Here is a 23,656-nt window from a genome sequence, read left to right as displayed (position 1 = left end):
CGATTCCCGGGCAACGCCGCGCCAGGCCCAGCGAGCGCAGCAGCCCCTTGGTAGCGCCGGGCCGTGTCCGGCGAGCGCAGCGGCATCCCCGGCGGGCGGATGCCCTAGAATGCAGGCATGACCACGCTGTTCATTTCCGACCTGCACCTGGACCCCAGCCGTCCGGAGATCACCGACCTGTTCCTGCGCTTCCTGCGCGAGCAGGCGCCCACCGCCGATGCGCTTTACATCCTCGGCGACCTGTTCGAAGCCTGGATCGGCGACGACACCCCCTCGCCCGCCGCCGATGCGGTGGCCGATGCGTTGAAGGTGCTGACCGACAGCGGCGTGCCCGCATACTTCATCCGTGGCAACCGCGATTTCCTGCTCGGCGAGGACTACGCACGCCGCGCCGGCCTGCGCATCCTGCCCGACCCGTGCGTGATCGAGCTGTACGGCCGCCCGGTGCTGCTGCAGCACGGTGACCTGCTGTGCACCGATGACATCCCCTACCAGCAGTTCCGCGCACAGACGCGCGACCCCGCATTCCAGGCGCAGTTCCTGTCACAGCCGCTGGCCGCGCGCATCGCGTTCGCACAGAAGGCACGCGACGCCAGCCAGGCCCGCCAGTCGGAAATGAAGCAGGGCGATCGTGCGCAGTTCGAGACCGTGACCGACGTGGCCCCGGCCGAAGTCGATGCCACCTTCGTGCGCCATGGGGTGGACACCATGATCCACGGCCATACTCATCGCCCGGCCATCCATGCACTGCAGGTCGGTGGCCGTGCCTGCACCCGCATCGTGCTGGGCGACTGGTACGAACAGGGTTCGGTGCTGCGCGTGGACACCAATGGCTGGACCCTGGACACGCTCAGCCGCGAATGATGGATCGCAGGGTGCCAACCAAGGTTGGCATCTACCAGAGCAGGTGCACGCGCCCTGGTAGACGCCGACCTTGGCCGGCGCCTGGACTCAGCGGAAGGCCGCGATGGTGGCCTTGGTGTTGACCAGCACACGCTGGTTGTCGGCACTGCTGGCGATGCCCATCGGCACACCGTTGTAGCTGATGTTCGGATTGGACCAGTAGTTCAGCCGCGGGCAGCCGGCCGAGCAGTCATAGGCCATGATCGTGCGCCAGCGCGATCCGCTCGCCGGCTCATAACGATAGCCGTGGCCATAGGCGTACGGTGACGTGCTCGGATCACTGGCGATGTCGTGCCGTGCGCTCTGCAGGTGGCCGATTTCATGAGCGAACGAGTAGTAGCCCGTGGCGCAATCCCAGTACACCGCGGCAAACGCGGTCGATGCGGTGGAACCGATACCCGAAGCCAACCCGCAGTAGCTGGTGTTGTTGATCAGCAGTACACCGACGTCGGCAGCGGTGTTGTTGCGGCTGCTATGGATGCTGTCCATGTAGCCGTCGCTGGTGTTGCGGAAGCGGGTCAGGTCGGTGGTGAAGTTGCCGGACTCGGTGTAGCTGGTGGTCTCGTAGCCGGCCAGCTGCATGGTGATGCCCACGTTGCTGTTGACGTAGCCCTGGTTGGATTCGGCTACCGCCAGTTGCACCAGCGACTGCATGTTGCCGCCATAGGCTGCGACGGCGGCATTGGTCGCCACCACCAGCACGCGGATGGTCGCCGGCGTACCGGACGAAGCCTGCGCGATGCCGATGCGATCGTTGTCGCCCATCGGAATCTTCGGCAGCTGGTTGTAGTCGGCCGGATGGTCGGCCGGCATGCGCGACTCGTCCACTTCCACCAGCACATGGCGGTTACCCAGCGGACGCAGCCGGTAGAGCTTGCCGTCCTTGCGGATTGAACCGGTGATGGTGTTGCCCGAACGCACCAGGATCACTGAATTGCCAGGATCATCCTGGCCGTTCGAAGTGGCAGCGGTCAGCCGGTCGGAGGGCGAGCGGAACTGCCCATACCAGATGCTGCCGCCATCGGGCAGCGACTCGACCTTGCTGCGTAGTGCCTGTACGCGCTGGCCGAGCAGTTCGAACTCCAGCTGCGGCTGCGCGGTGGCAGCAGCATCGACACGCACTTCCTGTACCGTCGCTGTGGACGGGGTGGCGAGCAGCTTGCCCAGCGCGGGCTCACTGTTTGCCGATGCCCGGCTGATGACCGTCACCGGCTCGAACAACGGTGCGGCGTGCGCGGCCGCCGCCACCGACAAACCCAACACCAGGCCACCTGCCGCTTTGCCAATCGATCTGGACAACATTGCGTCGCTCCTTGAATGATGTGAACAGCGTTGATGCAGCACGCCCGGGTTTGCCGGGTCTGGCCATCTGGCCTGCGCGGGTCGTGTGAATTCAATAGAAGATGGGAATGAAAATCAGGAAGTGTGATCGACCGCATCTGCGTTCAGTCAGGTCAAAAGCGTCACTACACTTCGCCAACACATCGCTTTCGCGCTACCGCGACGCAGCCACGACGGGGAATGCACATGGCACCATCGCAGGACACGGACGAAGATGTCGGCTTGCTGCGGATCGGCCTGTTCTTCGATGGCACCCGCAACAACGCACACAATCTGGAACGCGGCCGCCCGCAGCTGCCACAGCCGCGCCCGGCCCAGCTCCGCGCCGATGACGATTCGACCTACCAGAGCCGGCTGACCAGCAGCTACGACAACGGCCTGACCAACATCGCCCGCCTGCAGCAGCTGTACCCGGATAGTCGCCGCGATACGCTGGCGACTGCATCGCTGTCGATCTATGTGGAAGGCGTCGGCACCCGCGATGATGCAGACGACGACCTGATCGGCCTGGCCTTCGGTATCGGCGCCAGCGGCGTGCGGGCCAAAGTGCAACGCGCGCTGCAGGTGCTGCTGCCGGCCGCGCTGGGCGAACTGGCCACACGCTGGCAGCAGCCGCTGCGCCGCGTGCAGCTCGACCTGTTCGGCTATTCGCGCGGTGCCGCCGCTGCACGTGATCTCGCCAACCAGTTGCAGGCCTGGGACAACGCACGCTGGCGGCAACTGCTGCAGTCGTCCGGCCTGTCCTGTACCGGTGACTTCGCTGCCGCAACACCGGCACTGCGCTTCATCGGCCTGTTCGACACCGTGGTTGCAGTCAATGGTGGCCGCGCCGACGAACAGCCACGGCTCGCGCTGCGTACCGGCATCGCCGGTCAGGTGCTGCAGTTGAGCGCACGCGACGAACACCGCCAGCACTATCCGCTCACCAGCGTGGCCCCTCCCTTCACCGAAATCGCACTGCCGGGCGTGCACGCCAACATCGGCGGTGGCTACAACCAGATCGAAGAAGGCCCCAAGCTGCTCAGTCGTCCGCGTCGGCAGCAGCTGCGTCGCACGGCCATTGCCGATTACCAGATACCGCCCCTGACGGTGCTGCAGGCAACCACCGCCTATGCCGAAGCGCAGGCCGATGCCGAGCGCTGGCGGCAGCAGCTGGGCGCGGACCAGAAGGAAGTGTGGGTCGATGTCTGGCACCAGTGGCAGCAGCAGCGTCGAGCAGGCAGCCGCAGCGTCCTGCTGTCACCGGTGCTGTACGTGACTGCTGCCGTGGTGCTGCGCCGGCGCATCGACTGGCGGTACCAGCTGATTGCGCTGCAGGTGATGCAGCAGCACGCACGCGATGCCGGCGTTCAGTGGCGTGCCGATGCAGCCGATGTTCCAGGCTGGGCGCTCCCCTCCGCGCTGCTGCCGATTGCACGGCGACTGGTCGCCGGGCAGACGCTGACCCCGACCCAGGAGTCGCTGCTGAGGCGGCGCTATCTGATGCAGTCGGCGCACTGGAATTTCGATGCACTGGGCGATACCGCACTGACCTATGCCGCCGATGCCGGGGTGAGCGAACTGCCCTACCGGCCAGGGCCCGGCCTGTTCTACATCAACCGGCCGACGGTGGATGGCAGGCGCGTGGTGTTGCCGAACGGGTGAAGCAAAAAAAGGGACGGAGGGGATCAGGTCGTTTGTGCCTCAAACGACCTGATCCCCTCCGTCCCTTTTTTCAGCCGGCCTGCTCGACCAGGTTGGCCAGTTCGTCGGCATCGAAGCCGGCCAGCAGTCGCGCCTCCAGGTTGAAGGGGCCATACAGATAGCCGCCAGCGTATTCGACCAGCAGCTCCTTGAAGCGTGCGCGCGGCTCGATACCGGCACGGTCGCAATACCAGCGGAACCAGCGCGAACCCGCAGCGACGTGCGCCACTTCCTCACGCAGGATCACCTCCAGCACATCGGCGGTTTCAGCGTCACCGACATTGCGCAGTTTCTCGATCATGCCCGGAGTCACGTCCAGGCCACGTGCTTCCAGTACCCGCGGCACCAATGCCATGCGTGCCAGGCCGTCATGCGCAGTCTTTTCGCACATCTCCCACAAGCCGTTGTGCGCGGGGAAATCGGCGTAATCATGGCCGTGGGCCTGCAGGCGTTCGCGCAGCAGCATGAAGTGCCGGGATTCGTCGTCGGCACAACTCACCCAATCGGCAAGGAACGCCGACGGCAGGCCACGGAAGCGATACACCGCATCCCAGGCCAGGTCGATCGCGTTGAGTTCGATGTGGGCGATGGCATGGATGAAGGCAGCGCGCCCTTCCACGCCGCCCAGCCCGCGCCGCGGCACTTCGCGCGGATGCACCAGTACCAGCTGCGCCGGCCGGCCCGGCATGCGGATCGGCTCGGGCGGCGGCGCATCGGCCGCCACCTTCAGGCGGCCAGCACGGAACGCGGCCGCATAAGCCTGGGTCAGCGCAACCTTGCGCAGCGCGTCGGCTTCCGCCAGGCACTGCTGCGCGGCACGCAGCAGATCGCCACCGACGTCGGGCACGTCAATCACGCCTGGACCTCAGGCGCGGCGCTTGTGCTTGGCGTCATCCGAACGCAGTTGCTGGATGCGCTCGAAGTAGCCCGGCTCGATGCCGGTCGGGTAATGGCCATTGAAGCAGGACGAATCGAAGTTGCGCAGCGCCGGGTTGCCCTCGCTCACTGCCGCTTCCATGTCTTCCAGGTCCTGGTAGATCAGCCAGTCACAGCCCAGGTGGGCTTCGATCTCTTCCACGGTACGGTTATGCGCGACCAGCTCTTCGGCCGCCGGCATGTCGATGCCGTAGATGTTCGGGTAACGCACCGGCGGTGCCGCACTGGCCAGGTAGACCTTGCGTGCGCCCGCATCACGGGCCATCTGCACGATCTGCTGGCTGGTGGTGCCACGCACGATCGAGTCGTCCACCAGCAGCACCACGCGGTTGCGGAACTCCAGGTGGATCGGGTTGAGTTTGCGGCGCACCGACTTCACCCGCTCACCCTGGCCCGGCATGATGAAGGTGCGGCCGATGTAGCGGTTCTTGATGAAGCCTTCGCGGTACTTCACCCCAAGCACGTTGGAGATCTCCAGCGCGGCATCGCGCGAGGTATCCGGGATCGGGATGATGGTGTCGATGTCGTGGTCCGGGCGCAGGCGCAGGATCTTCTCGCCCAGCTTGATGCCCATGCGCATGCGCGCCTTGTGCACCGAGACGTTGTCGATCATCGAATCCGGGCGCGCGAAGTACACGTATTCGAAGATGCACGGGGTGTGCTCGGCCGGCTCGGCACAGATCTCCGAGAACAGCTCGCCACGCGCGGTGATCACCAGCGCTTCGCCCGGCTGCACATCGCGCACGCGCTGGAAGCCCAGCACGTCCAGCGCAGCCGATTCGGAAGCGACGATGTACTCGTCACCCTCGGCGTGGCTGCGCTTGCCCAGCACCAGCGGACGGATGCCATGCGGATCGCGGAAGGCGACCAGGCCCAGGCCCAGCACCACGCTGACCACCGCATAACCGCCCTTGCAGCGACGGTGCACGCCGGCCACCGCGCGGATCGCGGCTTCCGGGCTGAGCTGGCGCTGCTGCTCCAGTTCGTAGGCGAACACGTTCAGCAGCACTTCGCTGTCCGAATCGGTGTTGACGTTGCGGCGGTCCTGCTCGAACACCTGCTGGCGCAGCGCCTCGGTGTTGATCAGGTTGCCGTTGTGGGCCAGCGCGATGCCGTAGGGCGAATTCACATAGAACGGCTGTGCCTCGTCCATGCCTTCCGAGCCGGCGGTCGGGTAACGCACATGGGCGATGCCGACGCTGCCTTCCAGGGTGGACATCGTGCGTGCATCGAACACATCGCGGACCAGGCCCGTGGCCTTCTGCACCCGCAGGCGGCTGCCATTGACGGTGGCGATGCCCGCCGCATCCTGGCCGCGATGCTGGAGAACGGTCAAGCCGTCATACAACTGCCCGGCGACGTTCTGGTTGCCGACGATTCCGACGATGCCACACATGGTGCGAGGTCTCCGCTGGGCTGTGCCCAGTTACAAGGAAGGTGGCCGTACCTGGCCGCGGTGGTCGCCGCGCGCGCGGTCGACATTGGCCGGATCGCCCGGCTCGATACTGTCCGGCAGTGCTGGGGCGTCCGGACGCACTTCGGCCGGATCGTAGGAATCGCCCTGTTCCGCTTTCGCAGGCCGCAGCCATCCGCTGCCTGCCACTACCTGATTGAGGATGCCATTATCGCCTGCCGCGCCCGGCTTTCCCAACCCGGCGCCTGCGTTCTTGCCCAACTCCATCAATGCAGATGGGGACAGCGCGTCGGTCGGCAAGGCCTTGGGCAGCAGATCGGCCCCGGGAACCTCCCAGTGCGGCAGCTTGCTGTTCATCCAGGCCACGGTGGGGTTCAGCAGTGGGCGCACCGCCGAACGCTGCCAGGAGGGCTCGGCGGTCAGCGGAGTGAAACTGCCCAGCAGCAGCAGGATCGCGGCGATCAGGCCGCCACGGACAACGCCCAGCACGCCGCCCAGCAGGCGGTCCAGGCTGGTCAGCATGCTGCGATGGACCATGGCCTTGATGACCATGCCGATCACCGCGACCACGATCATCACGCCGATGCCGACGCCCAGGTAGCCACCGACGAAGTGCTCGCCGCCCGGTGCGGCCGGTGCGGCCCACCAGTGGGCCGCGTCATTGCCGAAGGCGAAGGCGGCCCACGCGGCCAACAGCCACGACAGGGTGCCGATGACGATGCCGACGAAGCCGCGCAGCATCCCCAGCAGGGCCGAGGCGGCGATCACGATCAGCAGCACCACGTCGATCATGGCGCCCCGCTCCTTCGGCGGCGCTGGCAACGGGGCTGCGCGTGGGTCATGGGTGCGGTCGCACCATGCCGGCCACGCCGACCTTGGCGGCGACCTGCGCCTTCAGCTGTTCGGCGTCGGCGCGGTTGGCCACCGGTCCGACGCGGACACGATGCAGGGTGCCCTTGTCGGTACGCACCTGCTCGACGAAGGCGCTGAAGCCAGCGGCGCGGACCTTGTCGCGCAGGGCATTGGCATCGTTGGCCTGGCCGAACGCGCCCAGCTGCACCGCGAAGCCGACGCCACTGGCGGCCGGGGCTGCAGGCGTGGCCGGCGTCGTCGTCGGCTTGCTGGCCGCGGTTTCCGGCTTGGGCTCAGGCTTGGCTTCCGGCTTCGGTGCCGGCTTCGGCGGCTCCGGCTTGGCCACCGGGGTGGTGGTGGCAGTCGGCGTGCTCGGCGGCAGGCTTTCGCTGCGCACCGGATTGCCATTGGCCGAGGGTGCGGTGGCTGCCGCCGGGGTGCTCGCACTCGCCGGCGCAGGCGCCGGAGTGGCGGCAACTGCGGCGTTGCCGCCCGTCGCCGCATCCAGAGCAATAACCTCAGCCTTCACATCCGCACGGATCTTCACCGCCTGCAGCCGGGCCGCCTCGGCCTGGGCACGGTCGGCATACGGCCCGACCCGCACGCGCCATGCCTGGCGGCCGTTGATGGTGGCGCTCTCAGCGAAGCCCGGCAGCTGCGAACGCTTCAGGTAGGCAATCACCGCATCGGCGTCGGCCTTGCTGCCGTAGGCACCGAAGGTGACCGCGTAGTTGCCGGCGGCCACCGCAGGCGAGGTGTCCACGGTCGGCGGCGTGGCCGGTGCGGCAGCATCCGGCAGCGGCTTGGTCTGGCCGGTCTGCAGGCCGGTGGCACCGCCCGCCGGCGCAACCAGCGGCAGTTCGCGGGTTTCGAACTGGCCATCGGCTGGCGCATCCGGCGCGGCGATCGGCACATTGGCCACGCCACTGTCCGGGGCCGGCCCCTTGACCAGCATCGGCAGGAAAATCACGGCCAGCGCTACCAGCACGATGGCACCAATCAGACGCTGTTTCAGAGGCGTATCCACGTGAGGCAGGCAACTGTCCGGGGGTTGCGGTCGATTATACGGGTGCCGGACCGGACGGCGTCGGCGTTGGCTGAACGTGGATCAGGCCGGGTCCTGCAGCCACTGCAGGGCCGCGGCGGCGGTGTGGAACGAGCCGAACACCAGCACCCGGTCACCGCGCTTGGCCTGGGCCAGCACCTGCGCCAGCGCTTGTTCGACGCTGTCGGACAGCTGTGCGGCAGCGGCAGCGGTATCGGCCAGGCGCGCCTGCAGCTGCGCCGCGCTCTGCCCACGCGGGCCGTCCAGGCCGGCCAGGGTCCACTCGCCCACCACGTCCTGCAGTGCCTGCACCACGCCCAGCGCGTCCTTGTCCTGCAGCGCGGCGTACACCGCCAGGGTGCGCCCAGGTACCGCCTCGGCCTTCAGCGCGCGCGCCAGCTGGCCGGCGGCCTGCGGGTTGTGGCCCACGTCCACGCGGATCTGCACGCCGTCACGCTCGAACGCCTGCAGGCGGCCGGCGATGCGGGCGGCGGCCACGCCTTCGGCCCACGCGGCGCGCGGCACCGGCTTGTCCAGCGCACGCAGTGCAGCGATCGCAGCACCGGCATTGGCCAGCTGGATCGGCCCGGCCAGCGCCGGGGTCGGCAGCTCCAGACGGGTACCGACATCGCGCCAGCGCCAGCGCTGGGCATCGATCGGCTCGTAGAAGTAGTCGCTGCCGCCGCGGATCGCGTTGGCACCCACCAGGTAGGCACGCGCCAGCACGCTTGATGGCGGATCGGTCTCACCCAGGATCACCGGCTTCCAGCCGCGGATGATGCCGGCCTTCTCGGTACCGATGGCTTCGCGGTCATCGCCCAGCCATTCGGCGTGATCGATGTCCACGGTGGTGATCACCGATACATCGGCGTCGACGATGTTGACCGCGTCCAGGCGGCCACCGAGGCCCACTTCCAGCACGGCCAGATCCAGCCCGGCGTCGGCAAACAGCTGCAGCGCAGCGAGCGTGCCGTACTCGAAATAGGTCAGCGTGGTGTCACCGCGCGCCGCTTCGACGGCATTGAACGCAGCAACCAGCGCCGCATCGTCGACATCCTGGCCATCGATGCGTACACGTTCGTTGTAGCGCAGCAGGTGCGGCGAGGTGTAGGCGCCGACCTTCCAGCCGGCAGCACGCGCGATGGACTCGATGAAGGCCACGGTGGACCCCTTGCCGTTGGTGCCACCGACCACGATGGTGCGCCCGGCCGGTGCACCCAGGCCCATCGCGGTGGCAACGGTGCGCACGCGCTCCAGTCCCATGTCGACGCTCGCCGGGTGCTGGCGTTCAATGTAATCCAGCCAATCGGCCAGGGTGGTCGGGGTGTTCGTCACGGCAGTGCTTCCAGCAGGTACAGGTGGTTCGGTGTGGCGGGTCAGAGTGCGCGGTGCTTGGCTTCGCCGAAGAACGGCGTGTGGTGGGCGCAGTCGTTCAGGCGCACCACTTCCAGGCTGTCCAGATCGGCGCCTTCGAGCAGGTTGAGCGTGGTCGGCGCCTGGCGGAAGGTCCACAGGCGGGAAATCGGCAGGCCCAGCACCTTGCACAGGATCACGCGGTTGACCGCGTCATGGGCAACCACCAGCAGCGTGTCGTGCTCGCCGAGACCTTCGGTGGCACGGGCCAGGCCACGCCAGCTGCGTTCCAGCACCAGGCGCAGCGATTCGCCGCCGGGCATCAGCACGGTATCGGGCTCCTCGCGCCAGGCCTGCAGGCGCGACGGGTCCTTCTCGTTGATCTCACTGGCGAGCAGGCCTTCCCACTCACCGTGCGCGATTTCCTGCAGCTCCGGCTCGGTCAGCAGCATGTCGGCACGCGCGGCGCCAAGCGCCAGCTGCGCGGTGCGCTGGGCGCGCGACAGCGGCGAGGCCACCGCACGGGTGATGTCGACCGAAGCCAGGCGGGCACCGAGGGCCTGGGCCTGAGCTTCGCCGATCGGCGAAAGCGGAATATCGATCTGGCCCTGGTAGCGGCCTTCGGCGTTCCACGGCGTTTCACCGTGGCGGGCAAGCAGGATGCGCATGCGTGCAAGGGGTCCTGGGGGGAGGAGGTTTCCGCGTTTCGTTCACATCCTGTGAAGTCCACGGAACAGGGATGATACCTGTTCGGCGGACCCGGCCGGGCCGGGCACGAAAAAACCCCGCGACGTAGGTCGCGGGGTTTCGGAAACTCCGGCTATCTGGTCGAGGTTGCCGGCCAGCGGCCGGCACTACCGCAACCGGTTCATTTCGCCAGGTTCAGTTCCTTCAGCAGCTGCGGCGCCGGCGCCACCTCCTGCATGATCCACTGCATGTAGCGGCTGTCCACGGCGATCATGCGGGTCATCACCGGGTCGAACACCCAGTTGGAGCTGACCGATTCCCAGTTGCCGTCGAATGCCAGGCCCACCAGCTTGCCGTTGGCATCCAGCACCGGCGAACCCGAGTTGCCGCCGGTAATGTCCAGGTTGGACAGGAAGTTCACCGGCACCGAACCAATGCGCTTGTCTTCCAGGCCGCCGTAACGCTTGGCCTTGACCGCATCGAGCAGCGCCTTCGGCGAATCAAACGGATCTTCACCGGTTTCCTTCGCCGCCACGCCTTCCAGGGTGGTGAACGGGGTGTACTTCACGCCGTCCTTGCCGTACCCCATGACGTTGCCGAAGGTGATGCGCAGCGACAGGTTGGCATCCGGATAGACGAACTCGCCCTGGCTCTTCTTGTAATCGGCCACCGCCTGCAGGTACAGCGGACGTGCGGTCAGCGATTCGCCTTCGCGGATCTTCTTCTGCTCTTCCTGCTTCAGCAGCGCCGGCATGACCGCAACGGCGTACTGGATGGCCGGATCGTTGCTGGCTTCGAACGCAGCGCGGTCGGCCTTGAACCACTTCAGGCGGGTGTCCAGGCTGCCCAGCTCGGTGCCGCCCAGCTTGGCCACCAGCGACTTCACCGCAGCGGCATCGCTGCCGGCAAGCCACTTGTTCAGCACTTCGTTGTCGCGCTGCGCGGCCGGCAGAGCCACGTACTGGTCCAGCCAGTAGGCCTGCAACTGCTGGTCCATCTTCGCCACGTAGCGGCGATCCATCTGCTTCAGTCCGCCTTCGATGGTGGTCAGGTCGCGTTCCTGGTAACCAGCTTCGCGTTCGGCATCCGGCTTGCTGCGCTCGATCGACAGGCGGTACAGGGTGATCGCCGCGCCGACGGCCGAGGTGTTGTTGAACTGACCGACGAACAGGTCGCGTTCGCGGGTGGACTTGCTGGTATCCAGATGCTTGAGCAGCTGCGCGTGTGCGGCCAGGGCCGGCTTGCCGGCAGCACCCTGCTTCTTCAGCCAGGCCAGCACGGCGGCTTCTTCAGCCTGCTTCTGGCCGGCGGCGTCGATGCGCTTGAAGCCTTCCAGCTGGCCCAGGTAGTTCTTGGCCACGTTGTTCATGCTGGCGGCAGTGGCGGCGTACTTCACCTTGACGTCGGCGTCGGCCTTGCCGGCATCGGCGATCATCTTCAGCACTGCGTTGTAGTGCTTGGCGATGGTCGGGTAGGTGAAGCTGGCGGTTTCGTTGAACTCGCCGGCCAGTGCGTAGCGGTTGGTGCGGCCCGGGTAGCCGGCCACCATCACGAAGTCGTCGGCACCCAGCGGCTGGTCGGCGAACTTCAGGAAGTGCTTGGGCTGGTACGGCACGTTGTCGGCGGCGAAGGCGGCCGGCTTGCCATCCTTGCCTACATAGGCGCGGTAGAACGAGAAATCACCGGTGTGGCGCGGCCACATCCAGTTGTCGACGTCGCCACCGAACTTGCCGACGCTGCCCGGGGGCGCGTAGACCAGGCGCACGTCCTTGATTTCCATGTTGCGGAACAGGCGGTAGGTGTTGCCACCGGAGAAACTGTACAGGCGGCAGCGGAAGCCGGCGTCGGCTTCACAGGCGGCGACCTGTGCCTTGTCGAAGGCGTCCAACGCGCGGCTGCGGGCCAGCGGGTCGTTGCCGGCGGCAGCGATGGCGGCCTTGGCCTGGGTGGTGACGTCGGTGATCTGGTCGAGCACGAACACGCGGGCGTTCGGGCCGGCGCTCAGTTCATCCTTCAGGGTCGGCGCGTTGAAGCCGTCCTTGATCAGGTTCTTCTGCGCAGTCGAATTCAGCTGGATGGCGCCATAAGCGCAGTGGTGGTTGGTGACCACCAGGCCCTGCGGCGAGACGAAGCTGGCGGTGCAGCCACCGAGGGCGACGACCGCGCCCATCGGGTCGCCGGTCAGGTTGGACAGCTGTTCCGGGGACAGCTTCAGGCCGGCCTTCTGCAGCGGGCCGGCGATTTCCGGCAGCTGCTGCGGCACCCACATGCCTTCAGCGGCATGGGCGACCTGGGCCAGCCCGAGGCTGGCGACGATGGAGAATGCAAGCAGGTTCGAGCGCATGGAGCGGCCCCTGGTAGTGGAACCTTCGATTGTAGCCCGCCGCCCTGCCCCGCCCCGAACCCCGGAAGTCATGGACCTGGCTCACCGATGCCCCGGTAGCAGCCAACCTTGGTTGGCACCCGCGCATCCACCGGGCATGGCCCGGCGAGCACAGCGGCCACGTTCGAAACGCCCGCCAGCACACGCCTTTCGTTCCGCCACTGCACCCGCAGCGCAACATGGGAATTCCGCGCGGGCCTCTATAATCCGCGTTTTCCCCCTGATGAGTTCCACCCCGATGGCGCAGCAAACGATGAAGGCCCTGGTCAAGCGCGAAGCAGCCAAGGGCATCTGGATGGAAGAGGTTCCGGTGCCGACTCCGGGACCCAACCAGGTCCTGATCAAGCTGGAAAAGACCGCGATCTGCGGTACCGACCTGCACATCTACCTGTGGGACGAATGGAGCCAGCGCACGATCAAGCCGGGCCTGACCATCGGCCATGAGTTCGTCGGCCGCATTGCCGAGATCGGCCCGGGCGTGACCGGCTACGAGATCGGCCAGCGCGTCTCGGCCGAAGGCCACATCGTCTGCGGCCATTGCCGCAACTGCCGTGGCGGCCGCCCGCACCTGTGCCCGAACACCGTCGGCATCGGCGTCAACGTCAACGGCGCGTTCGCCGAATACATGGTGATGCCGGCCAGCAACCTGTGGCCGATCCCGGACCAGATTCCGTCCGAGCTGGCCGCGTTCTTCGATCCGTACGGCAACGCCGCGCACTGCGCGCTGGAGTTCAACGTGATCGGTGAAGACGTGCTGATCACTGGCGCTGGCCCGATTGGCATCATCGCCGCAGGCATCTGCAAGCACATCGGCGCACGCAACGTGGTGGTCACCGACGTCAACGATTTCCGCCTGAAGCTGGCCGCCGACATGGGCGCCACCCGCGTGGTCAACGTCGCCAACACCTCGTTGAAGGACGTGATGAAGGAACTGCACATGGAGGGCTTCGACGTGGGCCTGGAAATGAGCGGCAACCCGCGTGCGTTCAACGACATGCTCGACTGCATGTACCACGGCGGCAAGATCGCCATGCTCGGCATCATGCCCAAGGGCGCCGGCTGCGACTGGGACAAGATCATCTTCAAGGGCCTGACCGTGCAGGGCATCTACGGCCGCAAGATGTACGAGACCTGGTACAAGATGACCCAGCTGGTGCTGTCCGGCTTCCCGCTCGGCAAGGTGATGACCCACCAGCTGCCGATCGACGACTTCCAGAAGGGCTTCGACCTGATGGAAGAAGGCAAGGCCGGCAAGGTTGTTTTGAGCTGGAATTGACCCTTCGCCGCGCGCGATGAGTGGGTGCCGAGCTTGCTCGGCACACCTTGAAATTGAAAAAGGCGCCCGATGGGCGCCTTTTTCGTAAAGCGTGCCAGGCAAGCCTGGCACCTACCGTAACGCCTGCGGCGTTACTTACCGATGGCCACGCTCAGCATCACGCGGCTGTGGGCCAGCTTGCCGGAGTTGTCGCGGCCGTTGCCGTCGGTGCCGTAGTAGCCCAGGCCGACCTTGGCCATCCCGAACTGGCGCTCAACGCCGACATTCCAGTCGGTGTAATCCTTGGCGATGCCGTCTTCAAACGTGCTGCGGCCGACATTGGCATTCAGGGTGAAGTCCTTCGGCAGGCCCCAGCTGCCACCCAGGCCGAAGTACCAGCCATCGGTGCTGCTGTTCCATACATCGTTGGTGTAGGCCACCGTCAGCTTGTAGGTGTCATCCAGCGTGGTGGTGGTGATCAGCTCGTTGTAGTTCTGGTGGCTGGACTTCAGGTAGGTATAGCGGTTCAGCAGTACGTCGAAGTTGACGCGCTCGGTGACGTCCACGCCGTAGCCGATCAGGTAGTCGACCTCGGTCTTCGGATCACCTGCACCGAAGTCCACGCCCGAGCCCCAGACGCCGGCATACAGGCCGACCGGGCTGGTGTAGGTGAAGCCAGCCTGCAAGGTCGGATCCTCATCGGTCTGCGACACACCACGGAACAGGTAATCGGAAACAGCGGTGACGTTCCAGCTGTACGGCGATTCGTTTTCCTGGGCGCTGGCGGCGAACGGGGCGGCCAGGGTCAGGGCAGCGGCAATGGCGAGGCAGGCACGGGCGTGCGTCATGAGCGTCTCCGGTGGGGGCGGTGGCGTGGAAGGCAGGAGCGGGCGTAGCGGCCGGAGCCCGACAGCTCCGGTTCACGAATTCTTAACCAGTTTGCTATTGCGATGCAACATGTGCCGGCCGTGGCGATGCTCCATCCGGGCCGGTTGGCGAGCGGCGATGCCCGGTAGAATCAGTGGTTTCCCCGTTCAGAGCCGTGCCCACGCCATGACCGACGCCTCCTCCGCCCTGACCCGCCACTATGCCGAGGAACTGGACGCCATCCGCGCCCAGGGCCTGTTCAAGTCCGAGCGGATCATCACCAGCCCGCAGTCGGCCGAGATCACCCTCGATGACGGCCGCACGGTGCTGAACTTCTGCGCCAACAACTACCTGGGCCTGGCCGATCATCCGGACCTGATCCAGGCGGCCAAGGACGCACTGGACAGCCACGGCTTCGGCATGGCCTCGGTGCGCTTCATCTGCGGCACCCAGGACCTGCACAAGCAGCTGGAAAAGCAGATCGCCGAGTTCTTCGGCAAGCAGGACACCATCCTGTACGCGGCCTGCTTCGATGCCAACGGCGGCCTGTTCGAGCCGCTGCTCGGCGAGAACGACGCGATCATTTCCGACGCGCTGAACCATGCCTCGATCATCGACGGCGTGCGCCTGTGCAAGGCCAAGCGCTTCCGCTATGCCAACTGCGACATGGCCGACCTGGAAGCGCAGCTGCAGGCCGCGGATGCCGCCGGCTGCAAGACCAAGCTGATCACCACCGACGGCGTGTTCTCGATGGACGGCTTCATCGCCCCGCTGGACGAGATCACCGCACTGGCGAAGAAGTACAACGCGCTGGTGCACATCGATGAGTGCCACGCCACTGGCTTCCTCGGCGCCACCGGCCGTGGCTCGGCCGAAGTGAAGGGCGTGCTGGAGAAGATCGACATCATCACCGGCACCCTGGGCAAGGCCATGGGCGGTGCGCTGGGTGGTTTCACCTGCGCCAGCGCCGAAGTGATCGAACTGCTGCGCCAGCGCTCGCGTCCCTACCTGTTCTCCAACTCGCTGCCGCCGCACGTGGTTGCTGCCGGCATCAAGGCATTCGAGATGCTGGCCGCCGCCGATGACCTGCGCGGCGCCCTGGCCGAGAACACCGCTTACTTCCGCGAAAAGATGACCGCCGCCGGATTCGACGTGAAGCCGGGCGTGCACCCGATCAGCCCGGTGATGCTGTACGACGCACCGCTTGCACAGAAGTTCGCCGAGCGCCTGCTTGAGGAAGGCATCTATGCGATCGGCTTCTTCTTCCCGGTGGTGCCCAAGGGCCAGGCCCGCATCCGTACCCAGATCAGCGCCGCGCATACGCGTGCGCACCTGGATCGCGCCATCGATGCGTTCACCCGCATCGGCGTCGAGCTGGGCGTGATCAAGGGTTGATCATGGCCGGGGTCGGATCCCTTTCCTGCGGAAAGGGCTCTGACCCATCGGTCAAGGCGTGTCGACCAAGGTCGACACCCACAGGCGTCATTTCTTTTTCTTCTTGCCCTTCGGCTCGTCCTTGCTGGCCACCACCACCGGCTTGGCAGCGGCATCCTGGCCGTTGCCCTTGGCAACGCGGATGCCGTTGGCCTTCATCCAGGCATCGAACTCGTCGGCGGTCATCTTCTTGTCGCCGTTGCTCATCAGGAAGCGGTAGCTGCCGCGACCGTCCAGTTCCGGGGTCTTCACTTCCACCACCGGGGTTTCGGCAGGCGTTTCCGCCTTGGCCACTTTCTTGTGGCCGCCACAGGCCGTGAGCAGCACCATCGGCAGCAGCAGGCCTGCGCAGCGCAGGGTTTGGTTGAGGGTCGGGTGGTACATGGTGGGCAGGCTCCGTTCGGGAAATTCAACAACCAGGCGCCCCCTACGCCTGGAACGGTGACCGGCAGTTGCCGGCCGCAGGCGATGATCAGCCTGTTGCAGCGGCCCCCAGCCGCTGCTGGTCGCTGACCTCAAGCACCCGCCACTGGCCCTTGCCGAGATCGCCGAGCGTGAGCTCTCCGATCGCAACCCGGACCAGGCGCAGCACCTGCAGGTCGAAGGCCGCCAACAGGCGACGGATATGGCGGTTGCGACCCTCGTCGAGGACCACCTCCAGCCACGCGGTCTTGTCGCCGCTGCGCAGCACGCGCACGGCCAGGGCGACCAGGAATTCGCCCTCGTCTTCGACACCGGCGCGCAGCGCGGCCAGGGTGTCCTGGTCGGGCAGGCGGTCCACCTGCACGTGATAGGTCTTCTGCGGCCCGGTCTCCGGATCGGTCAGATGCGCCGCCCACTGCGGATCATTGCTGAACAACAGCAGGCCTTCACTGGCCTTGTCGAGGCGCCCGACCGGTGCGATCCACGGCAGGCCGGCACCATCGAAACAACGGTAGACCGTGTCACGTCCACGCTCGTCCTGTGCGGTAGTGACCACGCCCCGTGGCTTGTTGAGCATCAGGTACAGGCGCTGCGGCGCAGCCATCGGCTGGCCGTCGACCTCGATCAGCGGTGCCGGGCTGGCAATTGGAAATTCAGGATCACGGACGATGCGGCCAGAGACGCGTACCCGCCCTTCGGCGATCCAGCGCGCGGCCTCGCTGCGCGAGCACACGCCGGCCTTGGACAGCACGCGCGCCAGGCCATGGCGCACACCACTGGAGGCGTTCGGGTTCGCACGCCCACGCGGGGCGTGGGAGCGGGCGGCGGGGGCGGCAGGTGGGCGGCGCGTGCGCAAGCCTCTGCTCCCCGCGTCGCTTACTTCTTGTCGACCGGCTTGGTCTCAGCCGGTACTTCGGCTGCGGCCGGGGTGGCTGCCGGGGTCGCTGCCGGAGCCGGACGCGCCTTGACCACGCGCACACCACGCGCCTTCATCCAGGCGTCGAACTCCTCGGCGGTCATGCGCTTGCCGTTCTGGCTCATGTCGAAGCGCCACGGCGTATTGTCGAACTCGGTCTGCGGCTTGTAGGCGGCCGGATCGTTCGGCTTCACCGCTGGTGCACTCGGAATGGCCTTGGCGATGTTCTGGCAACCATCAATGCGCAGACGCTGCAGCACCTGGTCCAGCGACTGCGACGGATCGTAGTTGCCGCTCAGCACGCCGGCCGGCATGCCCAGCTGGTTGCCACGGATGTACAGCTCGTCAGCCACCGGTGCGATGGTCGTGGCCGGCAACGGCAGCGGCGAGGCGCTGGTGTTGACCGAGCAATCGACCGCAGCGTGGGCGGCGGGAACCAGGGCCAGCGCCAGGACGGCGGCCGATGCAGAGCGCAGCATGAAGGGCATCCAGGAAAGGAAGTGACGCGGCGAGTTTAGCAATGCCGCGACAGCTTTCAAGCGCCACTTTCAATGAATACGGCAACTCATTGGTTCTAGAAGAAAATTACCGACGAACGGTTGGCCGTCAGCGGGCGACTTCGGGGGGGCCGGACAGTCCAGGCCGCAGAAACAACAAGACCCGGCCGAAGCCGGGTCCTGCTGTGTCCTACTGGCAGAGCGTCAGAACTTAGTTCTGGACGTTCAGCTCGGTACGACGGTTCTTGGCGCGACCTTCCGGGTTGTCCGAACCATCCGGGTTGGTGTTCGGGGCAATCGGACGGCTCTCGCCGTAGCCGATCGGGCCGACCAGGCGACCGGCGTCAACGCCGTTCTTGGTCAGGTAGTTGTACACGGCGGTAGCACGACGCTCCGACAGCTTCTGGTTGTAAGCGTCGGTACCCTTCGAGTCGGTGTGACCGGCGACTTCAACGCGCAGATCCGGGTAACGCTTCAGGATCTCGGTGGCTTCGCTCAGGATCGCCACGGCGTCCGGACGCAGGTTCGACTTGTCGAAGTCGAAGTTGACGCCCTTCAGGTCGATGGAGACCGGCACCGGGCAACCGTCCGGACCGATGGTCTGACCCGGCTGCGAGTTCGGGCACTTGTCGTCGCAGTTGTTGACGCCGTCACCGTCGTCATCCAGGTCGGCGCAGCTCGGGGCAACCGGAGCCGGAGCCGGCACAGCTGCCACCGGGGCCGGGCCCAGCGGGATCACGACGCCGACCGAAGCCAGCACGTCACCGAACCAGTCTTCCTTCGGAGCGGCAACGCTCTGGTCGTCGAAGTCAGCGCGGTAGGCCACTTCGGCGCGGACAGCAACGCGCTTCTCGAAGGTGGTCTGCAGGCCGACGCCCAGCTTGGCGGCAACGTTGCCGTCCTTACGCTGGCGCGGACCATTGGCATTCAGCGCCGGGTACTCTTCTTCCGACTTCTGGTAGCCCAGGCCACCGACGATGTACGGGTTCCAGCCGCGGCCTTCCTTGATGAAGTGGCGACGCAGGTCCAGCGAGACGCCGTACTGCGACCAGTTCAGGTCCTTGTTCGAATCGAAGTTCGGGTTCTGATAGTTCAGCTCACCGTCCAGCGACCAGTTCGGGCTGATGAACTTGCCCAGGCCCAGGGTCACGAACGGAGCGTCATTGGTCAGACGGTCGCTGTCCTGGAAGTTGAAGCCGGCCGAACCGGTCAGGTACCAGCGGTCATCGAACTCCTGCGCGGAAGCAGCCTGGGCGAAAGCCAGACCGCCCAGCAGCGCGGCAGTAAGGATCTTCTTGTTCATTGAGTACAGCTCCTATTTCGGGGGTATGAAACCGGTAGAGGCATGGGCCAGCACTACTGCGTCGAAGCTCGACAGCCGATTCAGCACGCCACCGCCGCGAACATTATGCTCAGGCGGGTGAAGGTCATGTTAACAGTCCCGTAACATGTGAAGTGTTGTGCCCGACCCTCCACCGGTCCGACGTTGAAACCCTATACAGGATGATGAAAATCCGCAAGACCCTCACGCTGCAAGGGTTTGACGGGGTTTAAGTGCGAAAAGCGACATTCTTCGCCACACACTGCATCACGCGATTCAGCGCGTTTGCGGAAAGGTGAGGAACCTTATGATGCAGATACGAACCCAGCCGGAGCCGAGATGAAAGCCGTCGCCCTGACTCGTGAATCCGCCCCCGCCCTGCACGATATTCATCTGCCTCCACCGCTGCCTCCGGGCGGCCGCGACCTGTTGGTGCGGGTCGAGGCGGTCTCGGTCAACCCCGTCGACAGCAAGCAGCGCGCCGCCACCGATCCGGCCACGCTCGACGCCCCCCGCGTCCTCGGCTGGGACGCCGCCGGCGTGGTCGAGGCGATCGGCGACGAGGCCAGCCTGTTCGCCTCCGGTGACGAGGTCTACTACGCCGGTGATGTCACCCGCCCAGGCTGCAACGCGCAGTACCAGCTGGTGGATGAGCGCCTGGTCGCACGCAAGCCGACCACCCTCGACTTCGCCGAGGCCGCCGCATTGCCACTGACCACCCTCACCGCATGGGAACTGCTGTTCGAGCGGATGCCCCTGCGGCTGGATGACCGTCGCCAATCCGGCCAGCACCTGCTGGTGATCGGCGGCGCAGGTGGCGTCGGCTCGATGGCGATCCAGCTGGCCCGTCACGCAGGCTTCGAGGTGATCGCCACCGCATCCCGCGAGGCCTCGATCGACTGGTGCCGGCGAATGGGTGCCCAGCACGTGATCGACCACCGGCAACCGCTGCTGCCACAACTGCAGGCACTGGGCATCGATGCGGTGCAGGTCGCACTCAACCTGGCCGACACTGATCACTATTGGGACGAACTGGGCCTGCTGCTGGCGCCGCAGGGACATGTCGGCCTCATCGTCGAACCGCGCGGCCCGCTGCGTATCGGCGATCCCTACAAAGCCAAGTGCATCGGCATCCACTGGGAATTCATGTTCGCGCGCTCGCGCTTCGCCACGGCCGACCGCATCGAGCAGCACCGCATCCTCAGTCGCGCAGCCAGCATGATCGATGCCGGCCAGCTGCGTGGCACGCTCAGCGAGACGCTGGGCACGATCAATGCGGCGAATCTGGACATCGCGCATCAGCGCCTGGCCAGCGGACGCACGCTCGGCAAGCTGGCACTGGTGGGCTGGGGCGAGTGAGCGGTCGGGTAGGAACGCGTCCACACTCGGCTTTGCTCGAATGCTGATGTAGAGCTGAGCCCATGCTCGGCTGTGCGGCCCGCCTGTGGCGGTGGATTGGCCTGCATCTGTATCTATTGAATCAACGGAATCGGGATTACGGTGGAAACAGATTCCCCTCCCCCCGAGACCGCCATGCCCACCGCTCTGCCCCTGCGCCTGCTGCAACTGATCATCGGCCTGTTCCTGTACGGCTTCGGTGCCTCGCTGATGATCCGCGCCGCCATCGGCGTGGCGCCCTGGGATGTACTGTCGCAGGGCATCGCCGCGCAGACGCCGCTGTCCTTCGGCCTGGCCACCAACGTGATCGGCGCACTGGTGCTGCTGCTGTGGTGGCCGCTGCGGCAGAAGCCGGGCGTGGGAACCGTGCTCAACGTAATGCTGATCGGTCCCTCGGCCCAGTTCGGGCTGTGGCTGCTGCCGCCAGCAGTCGGCCTCGGCTGGCAGCTCGCGATGTTCTGCGCCGGCATGCTGCTGGTCGCGCTGGCCACCGGCCTGTACATCGGTGCCAAGCTCGGCCCGGGCCCGCGCGATGGCCTGATGACCGGCCTGCACGCCCGCACTGGCTGGCCGATCTGGAAGGTGCGCAGCCTGATCGAGGGCAGCGTGCTGCTGCTGGGCTGGTGGCTGGGCGGCAATGTCGGCCTGGGTACGCTGGCCTTCGCCCTGCTGATCGGCCCGCTGTGCGGGGTGACGCTGGGCTGGTTCGGGATTGGTCGTCCCGCGGTAGTGCCGGCCGCTGGCCGGCAGCCGCAGTCCCCCTGAGCTACCCCGAATGCCGGCCAGCGGCCGGCACTACCCAAAGGCCGGCCCTTGCCCCGGCCGCCGTTTCGCGGCACCCTTCGCGCTTCCGTACGCAAGCGTATCGACCATGTCGCCAGCCAACGAAAGCGCCTATCCCCATCTGTTCGCCCCGCTGGACCTGGGCTTCACCCAGCTGCGCAACCGCGTATTGATGGGCTCGATGCACACCGGCCTGGAAGATCGCGCCCGCGACTTCCCGCGGCTGGCGGCCTACTTTGCCGAGCGCGCCGAGGGCGGCGTCGGCCTGATCGTCACCGGCGGCTTCGCGCCGAACGTGGTCGGCTGGCTGAAGCCATTCGGCGGCAAACTGTCCTGGCCCTGGGAAGTGCGCCCGCACCGGCAGCTCACCGCTGCCGCGCACCAGCATGGCGCGAAGATCTGCCTGCAGCTGCTGCATGCCGGCCGCTATGCCTACCACCCGCTGTCGGTAGCACCGTCGAAGCTGAAGGCGCCGATCAACCCGTTCACCCCGCGCGCGCTGTCGGCCGGTGGTGTCGAACGCCATATCGCCGACTACGCACGCAGCGCGAAGCTGGCCCGCGAGGCCGGCTATGACGGCGTCGAAGTGATGGGCTCGGAGGGTTACCTCATCAACGAGTTCATCGCCCCGCGTACCAACAAGCGCGCTGATCAATGGGGCGGCGACGCACGCCAGCGCATGCGCTTCGCAGTGGAAATCGTGCGCCGCATCCGCGAAGCCTGCGGCCCGGACTTCATCATCATCTACCGCCTGTCGCTGGTCGACCTGGTGGAAGACGGCAGCAACTGGGACGAGATCGTGCAGCAGGCGCAGGCCATCGAGGCTGCCGGTGCGACCATCATCAACTCCGGCATCGGCTGGCACGAAGCGCGCATTCCGACCATCGCCACCTCGGTACCGCGCGCGGCCTTCGCCGGGGTTACCGCCAAGCTCAAGCCGCACGTAAAGCTGCCGCTGGTGGCGACCAACCGCATCAACATGCCCGACGTGGCCGAGCGCATCCTGGCCGGCGGCGGCGCCGACATGGTGTCGCTGGCGCGGCCGCTGCTGGCCGACCCGCAGTGGCCGAACAAGGCGCGTGCCGGCCGTGCCGAGGCGATCAACACCTGCATCGCCTGCAACCAGGCCTGCCTGGACCATGTGTTCGAGAACAAGCTGGCCAGCTGCCTGGTCAATCCGCGTGCCGCACACGAGACCGAGCTGGTCTACCACCCCACTGCCGCGCCGAAGAAGATCGCCGTGGTCGGCGCCGGCCCGGCCGGCCTGGCCTGCGCCACCGTCGCTGCCCAGCGCGGCCACCAGGTGACCCTGTTCGATGCCAACGACGAGATCGGCGGCCAGTTCAACGTGGCCAAGCGCATCCCGGGCAAGGAAGAATTCCACGAGACCCTGCGCTATTTCCGCCACACGCTGGGCGAGACTGGCGTGCAGCTGCGCCTCGGCACCCGCGCCGATGCCGCCAATCTGGCCGGCTTCGACGAGGTGGTGCTGGCCACGGGAATCACCCCGCGCAGGGTCGACTTCCCCGGTGCCGACCACGCCAAGGTGGTGAACTACCTGGACGTGCTGCTGGGCCGTGTCGAAGTCGGCGCCAATGCGGCGATCATCGGCGCCGGCGGCATCGGCTTCGACGTCGGCGAGTTCCTCAGCCATTCGGGCGAGTCGCCGTCGCTGGACCCGCAGCGCTGGATGGCCGAATGGGGCGTGGACGCCACCTTCGAGGCCCGCGGCTCGCTGGCGCGGCCGCAGACCGAGGCGTCGCCGCGCCGGTTGTGGCTGCTGCAGCGCAGCCCGGGCAAGCCCGGCGCGCGGTTGGGCAAGACCACCGGCTGGATCCACCGGGCCACACTGAAGGCCAAGGGCGTACGCATGCTCGGCGGCGTCGAGTACCTGGGCGTGGACGACGAAGGCCTGCGCATCCGCGTTGAAGGCAGCGAACAACTGCTGCCGGTCGATCACGTGGTGATCTGCGCCGGCCAGGAACCGAACCGCACGCTGCAGGCCGAACTGCAGGCCGCCGGCATCAACGCACAGTTGATCGGCGGCGCGGATGTGGCCGCCGAACTGGATGCGAAGCGGGCGATCGACCAGGGCAGCCGGGTCGCCGCTGCGCTTTGATGAGTACCTGAATGGGGGGCGGAATGTGATTTCCGTCACCCCTGCC

General features: G+C 66.5%; 20 protein-coding genes. 7 read left to right on the top strand and 13 right to left on the bottom strand.

Annotated elements, in window-relative coordinates:
• Positions 1 to 117: 117 nt before the first annotated feature.
• Positions 118 to 864, top strand: a complete 747-nt coding sequence (gene lpxH, locus ACZK2G_RS04330; protein WP_478474750.1) for a UDP-2,3-diacylglucosamine diphosphatase — start codon at positions 118 to 120, stop codon at positions 862 to 864.
• Positions 865 to 951: 87 nt separating this feature from the next.
• Here lpxH and ACZK2G_RS04325 read toward each other — a convergent pair whose 3' ends face one another.
• On the bottom strand, positions 952 to 2,205 hold the full coding sequence (locus tag ACZK2G_RS04325; RefSeq protein WP_295382155.1) for a zinc-dependent metalloprotease: 1,254 nt from the start codon (positions 2,203 to 2,205) through the stop codon (positions 952 to 954).
• A 225-nt stretch (positions 2,206 to 2,430) separates the two neighbouring features.
• On the opposite strand from ACZK2G_RS04325, the gene ACZK2G_RS04320 reads away from it, so the two are divergent.
• The gene (locus ACZK2G_RS04320) at positions 2,431 to 3,888 is read left to right on the top strand and encodes a T6SS phospholipase effector Tle1-like catalytic domain-containing protein (protein WP_337302137.1); all 1,458 of its coding nucleotides are present in this window, start codon (positions 2,431 to 2,433) and stop codon (positions 3,886 to 3,888) included.
• 70 nt (positions 3,889 to 3,958) lie between these two features.
• Here ACZK2G_RS04320 and ACZK2G_RS04315 read toward each other — a convergent pair whose 3' ends face one another.
• From ACZK2G_RS04315 to ACZK2G_RS04285, 7 genes are all read right to left on the bottom strand, one after another.
• Positions 3,959 to 4,783 (bottom strand): ferritin-like domain-containing protein, encoded by an 825-nt coding sequence (locus ACZK2G_RS04315; RefSeq protein WP_337302138.1) that lies wholly within the window; start codon positions 4,781 to 4,783, stop codon positions 3,959 to 3,961.
• Positions 4,784 to 4,792: 9 nt separating this feature from the next.
• Positions 4,793 to 6,259, bottom strand: coding sequence for an amidophosphoribosyltransferase (gene purF / locus ACZK2G_RS04310; protein ID WP_012510177.1), 1,467 nt, complete (start codon positions 6,257 to 6,259; stop codon positions 4,793 to 4,795).
• A gap of 30 nt (positions 6,260 to 6,289) precedes the next feature.
• Positions 6,290 to 7,069 (bottom strand): CvpA family protein, encoded by a 780-nt coding sequence (locus ACZK2G_RS04305; RefSeq protein ID WP_046982505.1) that lies wholly within the window; start codon positions 7,067 to 7,069, stop codon positions 6,290 to 6,292.
• A 46-nt stretch (positions 7,070 to 7,115) separates the two neighbouring features.
• The gene (locus tag ACZK2G_RS04300; protein WP_478474749.1) at positions 7,116 to 8,156 is read right to left on the bottom strand and encodes an SPOR domain-containing protein; all 1,041 of its coding nucleotides are present in this window, start codon (positions 8,154 to 8,156) and stop codon (positions 7,116 to 7,118) included.
• 81 nt (positions 8,157 to 8,237) lie between these two features.
• Entirely contained in the window at positions 8,238 to 9,509 is a 1,272-nt protein-coding gene (folC, locus tag ACZK2G_RS04295; RefSeq protein WP_478474748.1) for a bifunctional tetrahydrofolate synthase/dihydrofolate synthase, read from the bottom strand.
• 41 nt (positions 9,510 to 9,550) lie between these two features.
• Complete coding sequence (locus ACZK2G_RS04290) at positions 9,551 to 10,195, bottom strand: histidine phosphatase family protein (protein ID WP_010483945.1); 645 nt, start codon at positions 10,193 to 10,195, stop codon at positions 9,551 to 9,553.
• 200 nt (positions 10,196 to 10,395) lie between these two features.
• Positions 10,396 to 12,558 (bottom strand): S46 family peptidase, encoded by a 2,163-nt coding sequence (locus ACZK2G_RS04285; RefSeq protein ID WP_253079319.1) that lies wholly within the window; start codon positions 12,556 to 12,558, stop codon positions 10,396 to 10,398.
• 292 nt (positions 12,559 to 12,850) lie between these two features.
• Between ACZK2G_RS04285 and tdh the strand changes: the two genes are divergently transcribed.
• A complete protein-coding gene (gene tdh, locus ACZK2G_RS04280; protein WP_032952044.1) occupies positions 12,851 to 13,873 on the top strand; it encodes an L-threonine 3-dehydrogenase in 1,023 nt (340 codons plus the stop codon).
• 131 nt (positions 13,874 to 14,004) lie between these two features.
• Here tdh and ACZK2G_RS04275 read toward each other — a convergent pair whose 3' ends face one another.
• A complete protein-coding gene (locus ACZK2G_RS04275) occupies positions 14,005 to 14,700 on the bottom strand; it encodes a TorF family putative porin (RefSeq protein ID WP_136639885.1) in 696 nt (231 codons plus the stop codon).
• A gap of 205 nt (positions 14,701 to 14,905) precedes the next feature.
• Between ACZK2G_RS04275 and kbl the strand changes: the two genes are divergently transcribed.
• Entirely contained in the window at positions 14,906 to 16,114 is a 1,209-nt protein-coding gene (gene kbl / locus ACZK2G_RS04270; protein ID WP_046982510.1) for a glycine C-acetyltransferase, read from the top strand.
• 87 nt (positions 16,115 to 16,201) lie between these two features.
• On the opposite strand, the gene ACZK2G_RS04265 is transcribed toward kbl, so the two are convergent.
• The 4 genes from ACZK2G_RS04265 to ACZK2G_RS04250 all read right to left on the bottom strand — a co-directional run bounded on the left by ACZK2G_RS04265 (position 16,202) and on the right by ACZK2G_RS04250 (position 19,292).
• Positions 16,202 to 16,537 (bottom strand): hypothetical protein, encoded by a 336-nt coding sequence (locus ACZK2G_RS04265; RefSeq protein WP_005412356.1) that lies wholly within the window; start codon positions 16,535 to 16,537, stop codon positions 16,202 to 16,204.
• Between the two features lie 88 nt (positions 16,538 to 16,625).
• Positions 16,626 to 17,432 (bottom strand): pseudouridine synthase, encoded by an 807-nt coding sequence (locus tag ACZK2G_RS04260; protein WP_253079321.1) that lies wholly within the window; start codon positions 17,430 to 17,432, stop codon positions 16,626 to 16,628.
• 20 nt (positions 17,433 to 17,452) lie between these two features.
• A complete protein-coding gene (locus ACZK2G_RS04255) occupies positions 17,453 to 17,971 on the bottom strand; it encodes a hypothetical protein (RefSeq protein WP_046988125.1) in 519 nt (172 codons plus the stop codon).
• 229 nt (positions 17,972 to 18,200) lie between these two features.
• Complete coding sequence (locus tag ACZK2G_RS04250; protein ID WP_046988126.1) at positions 18,201 to 19,292, bottom strand: OmpA family protein; 1,092 nt, start codon at positions 19,290 to 19,292, stop codon at positions 18,201 to 18,203.
• A gap of 357 nt (positions 19,293 to 19,649) precedes the next feature.
• On the opposite strand from ACZK2G_RS04250, the gene ACZK2G_RS04245 reads away from it, so the two are divergent.
• From ACZK2G_RS04245 to ACZK2G_RS04235, 3 genes are all read left to right on the top strand, one after another.
• Entirely contained in the window at positions 19,650 to 20,669 is a 1,020-nt protein-coding gene (locus tag ACZK2G_RS04245) for a zinc-binding alcohol dehydrogenase family protein (protein ID WP_478474746.1), read from the top strand.
• Positions 20,670 to 20,843: 174 nt separating this feature from the next.
• The gene (yczE, locus tag ACZK2G_RS04240) at positions 20,844 to 21,473 is read left to right on the top strand and encodes a membrane protein YczE (protein WP_136640046.1); all 630 of its coding nucleotides are present in this window, start codon (positions 20,844 to 20,846) and stop codon (positions 21,471 to 21,473) included.
• Between the two features lie 106 nt (positions 21,474 to 21,579).
• A complete protein-coding gene (locus ACZK2G_RS04235) occupies positions 21,580 to 23,610 on the top strand; it encodes an FAD-dependent oxidoreductase (protein WP_478474744.1) in 2,031 nt (676 codons plus the stop codon).
• The last annotated feature ends 46 nt before the right edge of the window (positions 23,611 to 23,656 follow it).

It is taken from the genome of Stenotrophomonas sp. 107298_Sma, assembly GCF_056480345.1.
Note: the sequence above shows the minus strand (reverse complement) of the source record. Positions and strands in the feature narration are given on the sequence as shown.

What these genes read in the sequence shown, in the direction of transcription:
- lpxH (WP_478474750.1), top strand. Translation starts at nt 118, where the DNA reads ATGACCACGCTGTTCATTTCCGACCTGCACCTGGACCCCAGCCGTCCG.
- ACZK2G_RS04325 (WP_295382155.1), bottom strand. Translation starts at nt 2,205, where the DNA reads ATGTTGTCCAGATCGATTGGCAAAGCGGCAGGTGGCCTGGTGTTGGGT.
- ACZK2G_RS04320 (WP_337302137.1), top strand. Translation starts at nt 2,431, where the DNA reads ATGGCACCATCGCAGGACACGGACGAAGATGTCGGCTTGCTGCGGATC.
- purF (WP_012510177.1), bottom strand. Translation starts at nt 6,259, where the DNA reads ATGTGTGGCATCGTCGGAATCGTCGGCAACCAGAACGTCGCCGGGCAG.
- ACZK2G_RS04305 (WP_046982505.1), bottom strand. Translation starts at nt 7,069, where the DNA reads ATGATCGACGTGGTGCTGCTGATCGTGATCGCCGCCTCGGCCCTGCTG.
- ACZK2G_RS04290 (WP_010483945.1), bottom strand. Translation starts at nt 10,195, where the DNA reads ATGCGCATCCTGCTTGCCCGCCACGGTGAAACGCCGTGGAACGCCGAA.
- ACZK2G_RS04285 (WP_253079319.1), bottom strand. Translation starts at nt 12,558, where the DNA reads ATGCGCTCGAACCTGCTTGCATTCTCCATCGTCGCCAGCCTCGGGCTG.
- tdh (WP_032952044.1), top strand. Translation starts at nt 12,851, where the DNA reads ATGAAGGCCCTGGTCAAGCGCGAAGCAGCCAAGGGCATCTGGATGGAA.
- ACZK2G_RS04275 (WP_136639885.1), bottom strand. Translation starts at nt 14,700, where the DNA reads ATGACGCACGCCCGTGCCTGCCTCGCCATTGCCGCTGCCCTGACCCTG.
- kbl (WP_046982510.1), top strand. Translation starts at nt 14,906, where the DNA reads ATGACCGACGCCTCCTCCGCCCTGACCCGCCACTATGCCGAGGAACTG.
- ACZK2G_RS04265 (WP_005412356.1), bottom strand. Translation starts at nt 16,537, where the DNA reads ATGTACCACCCGACCCTCAACCAAACCCTGCGCTGCGCAGGCCTGCTG.
- ACZK2G_RS04255 (WP_046988125.1), bottom strand. Translation starts at nt 17,971, where the DNA reads ATGCTGCGCTCTGCATCGGCCGCCGTCCTGGCGCTGGCCCTGGTTCCC.
- ACZK2G_RS04250 (WP_046988126.1), bottom strand. Translation starts at nt 19,292, where the DNA reads ATGAACAAGAAGATCCTTACTGCCGCGCTGCTGGGCGGTCTGGCTTTC.
- ACZK2G_RS04245 (WP_478474746.1), top strand. Translation starts at nt 19,650, where the DNA reads ATGAAAGCCGTCGCCCTGACTCGTGAATCCGCCCCCGCCCTGCACGAT.
- yczE (WP_136640046.1), top strand. Translation starts at nt 20,844, where the DNA reads ATGCCCACCGCTCTGCCCCTGCGCCTGCTGCAACTGATCATCGGCCTG.
- ACZK2G_RS04235 (WP_478474744.1), top strand. Translation starts at nt 21,580, where the DNA reads ATGTCGCCAGCCAACGAAAGCGCCTATCCCCATCTGTTCGCCCCGCTG.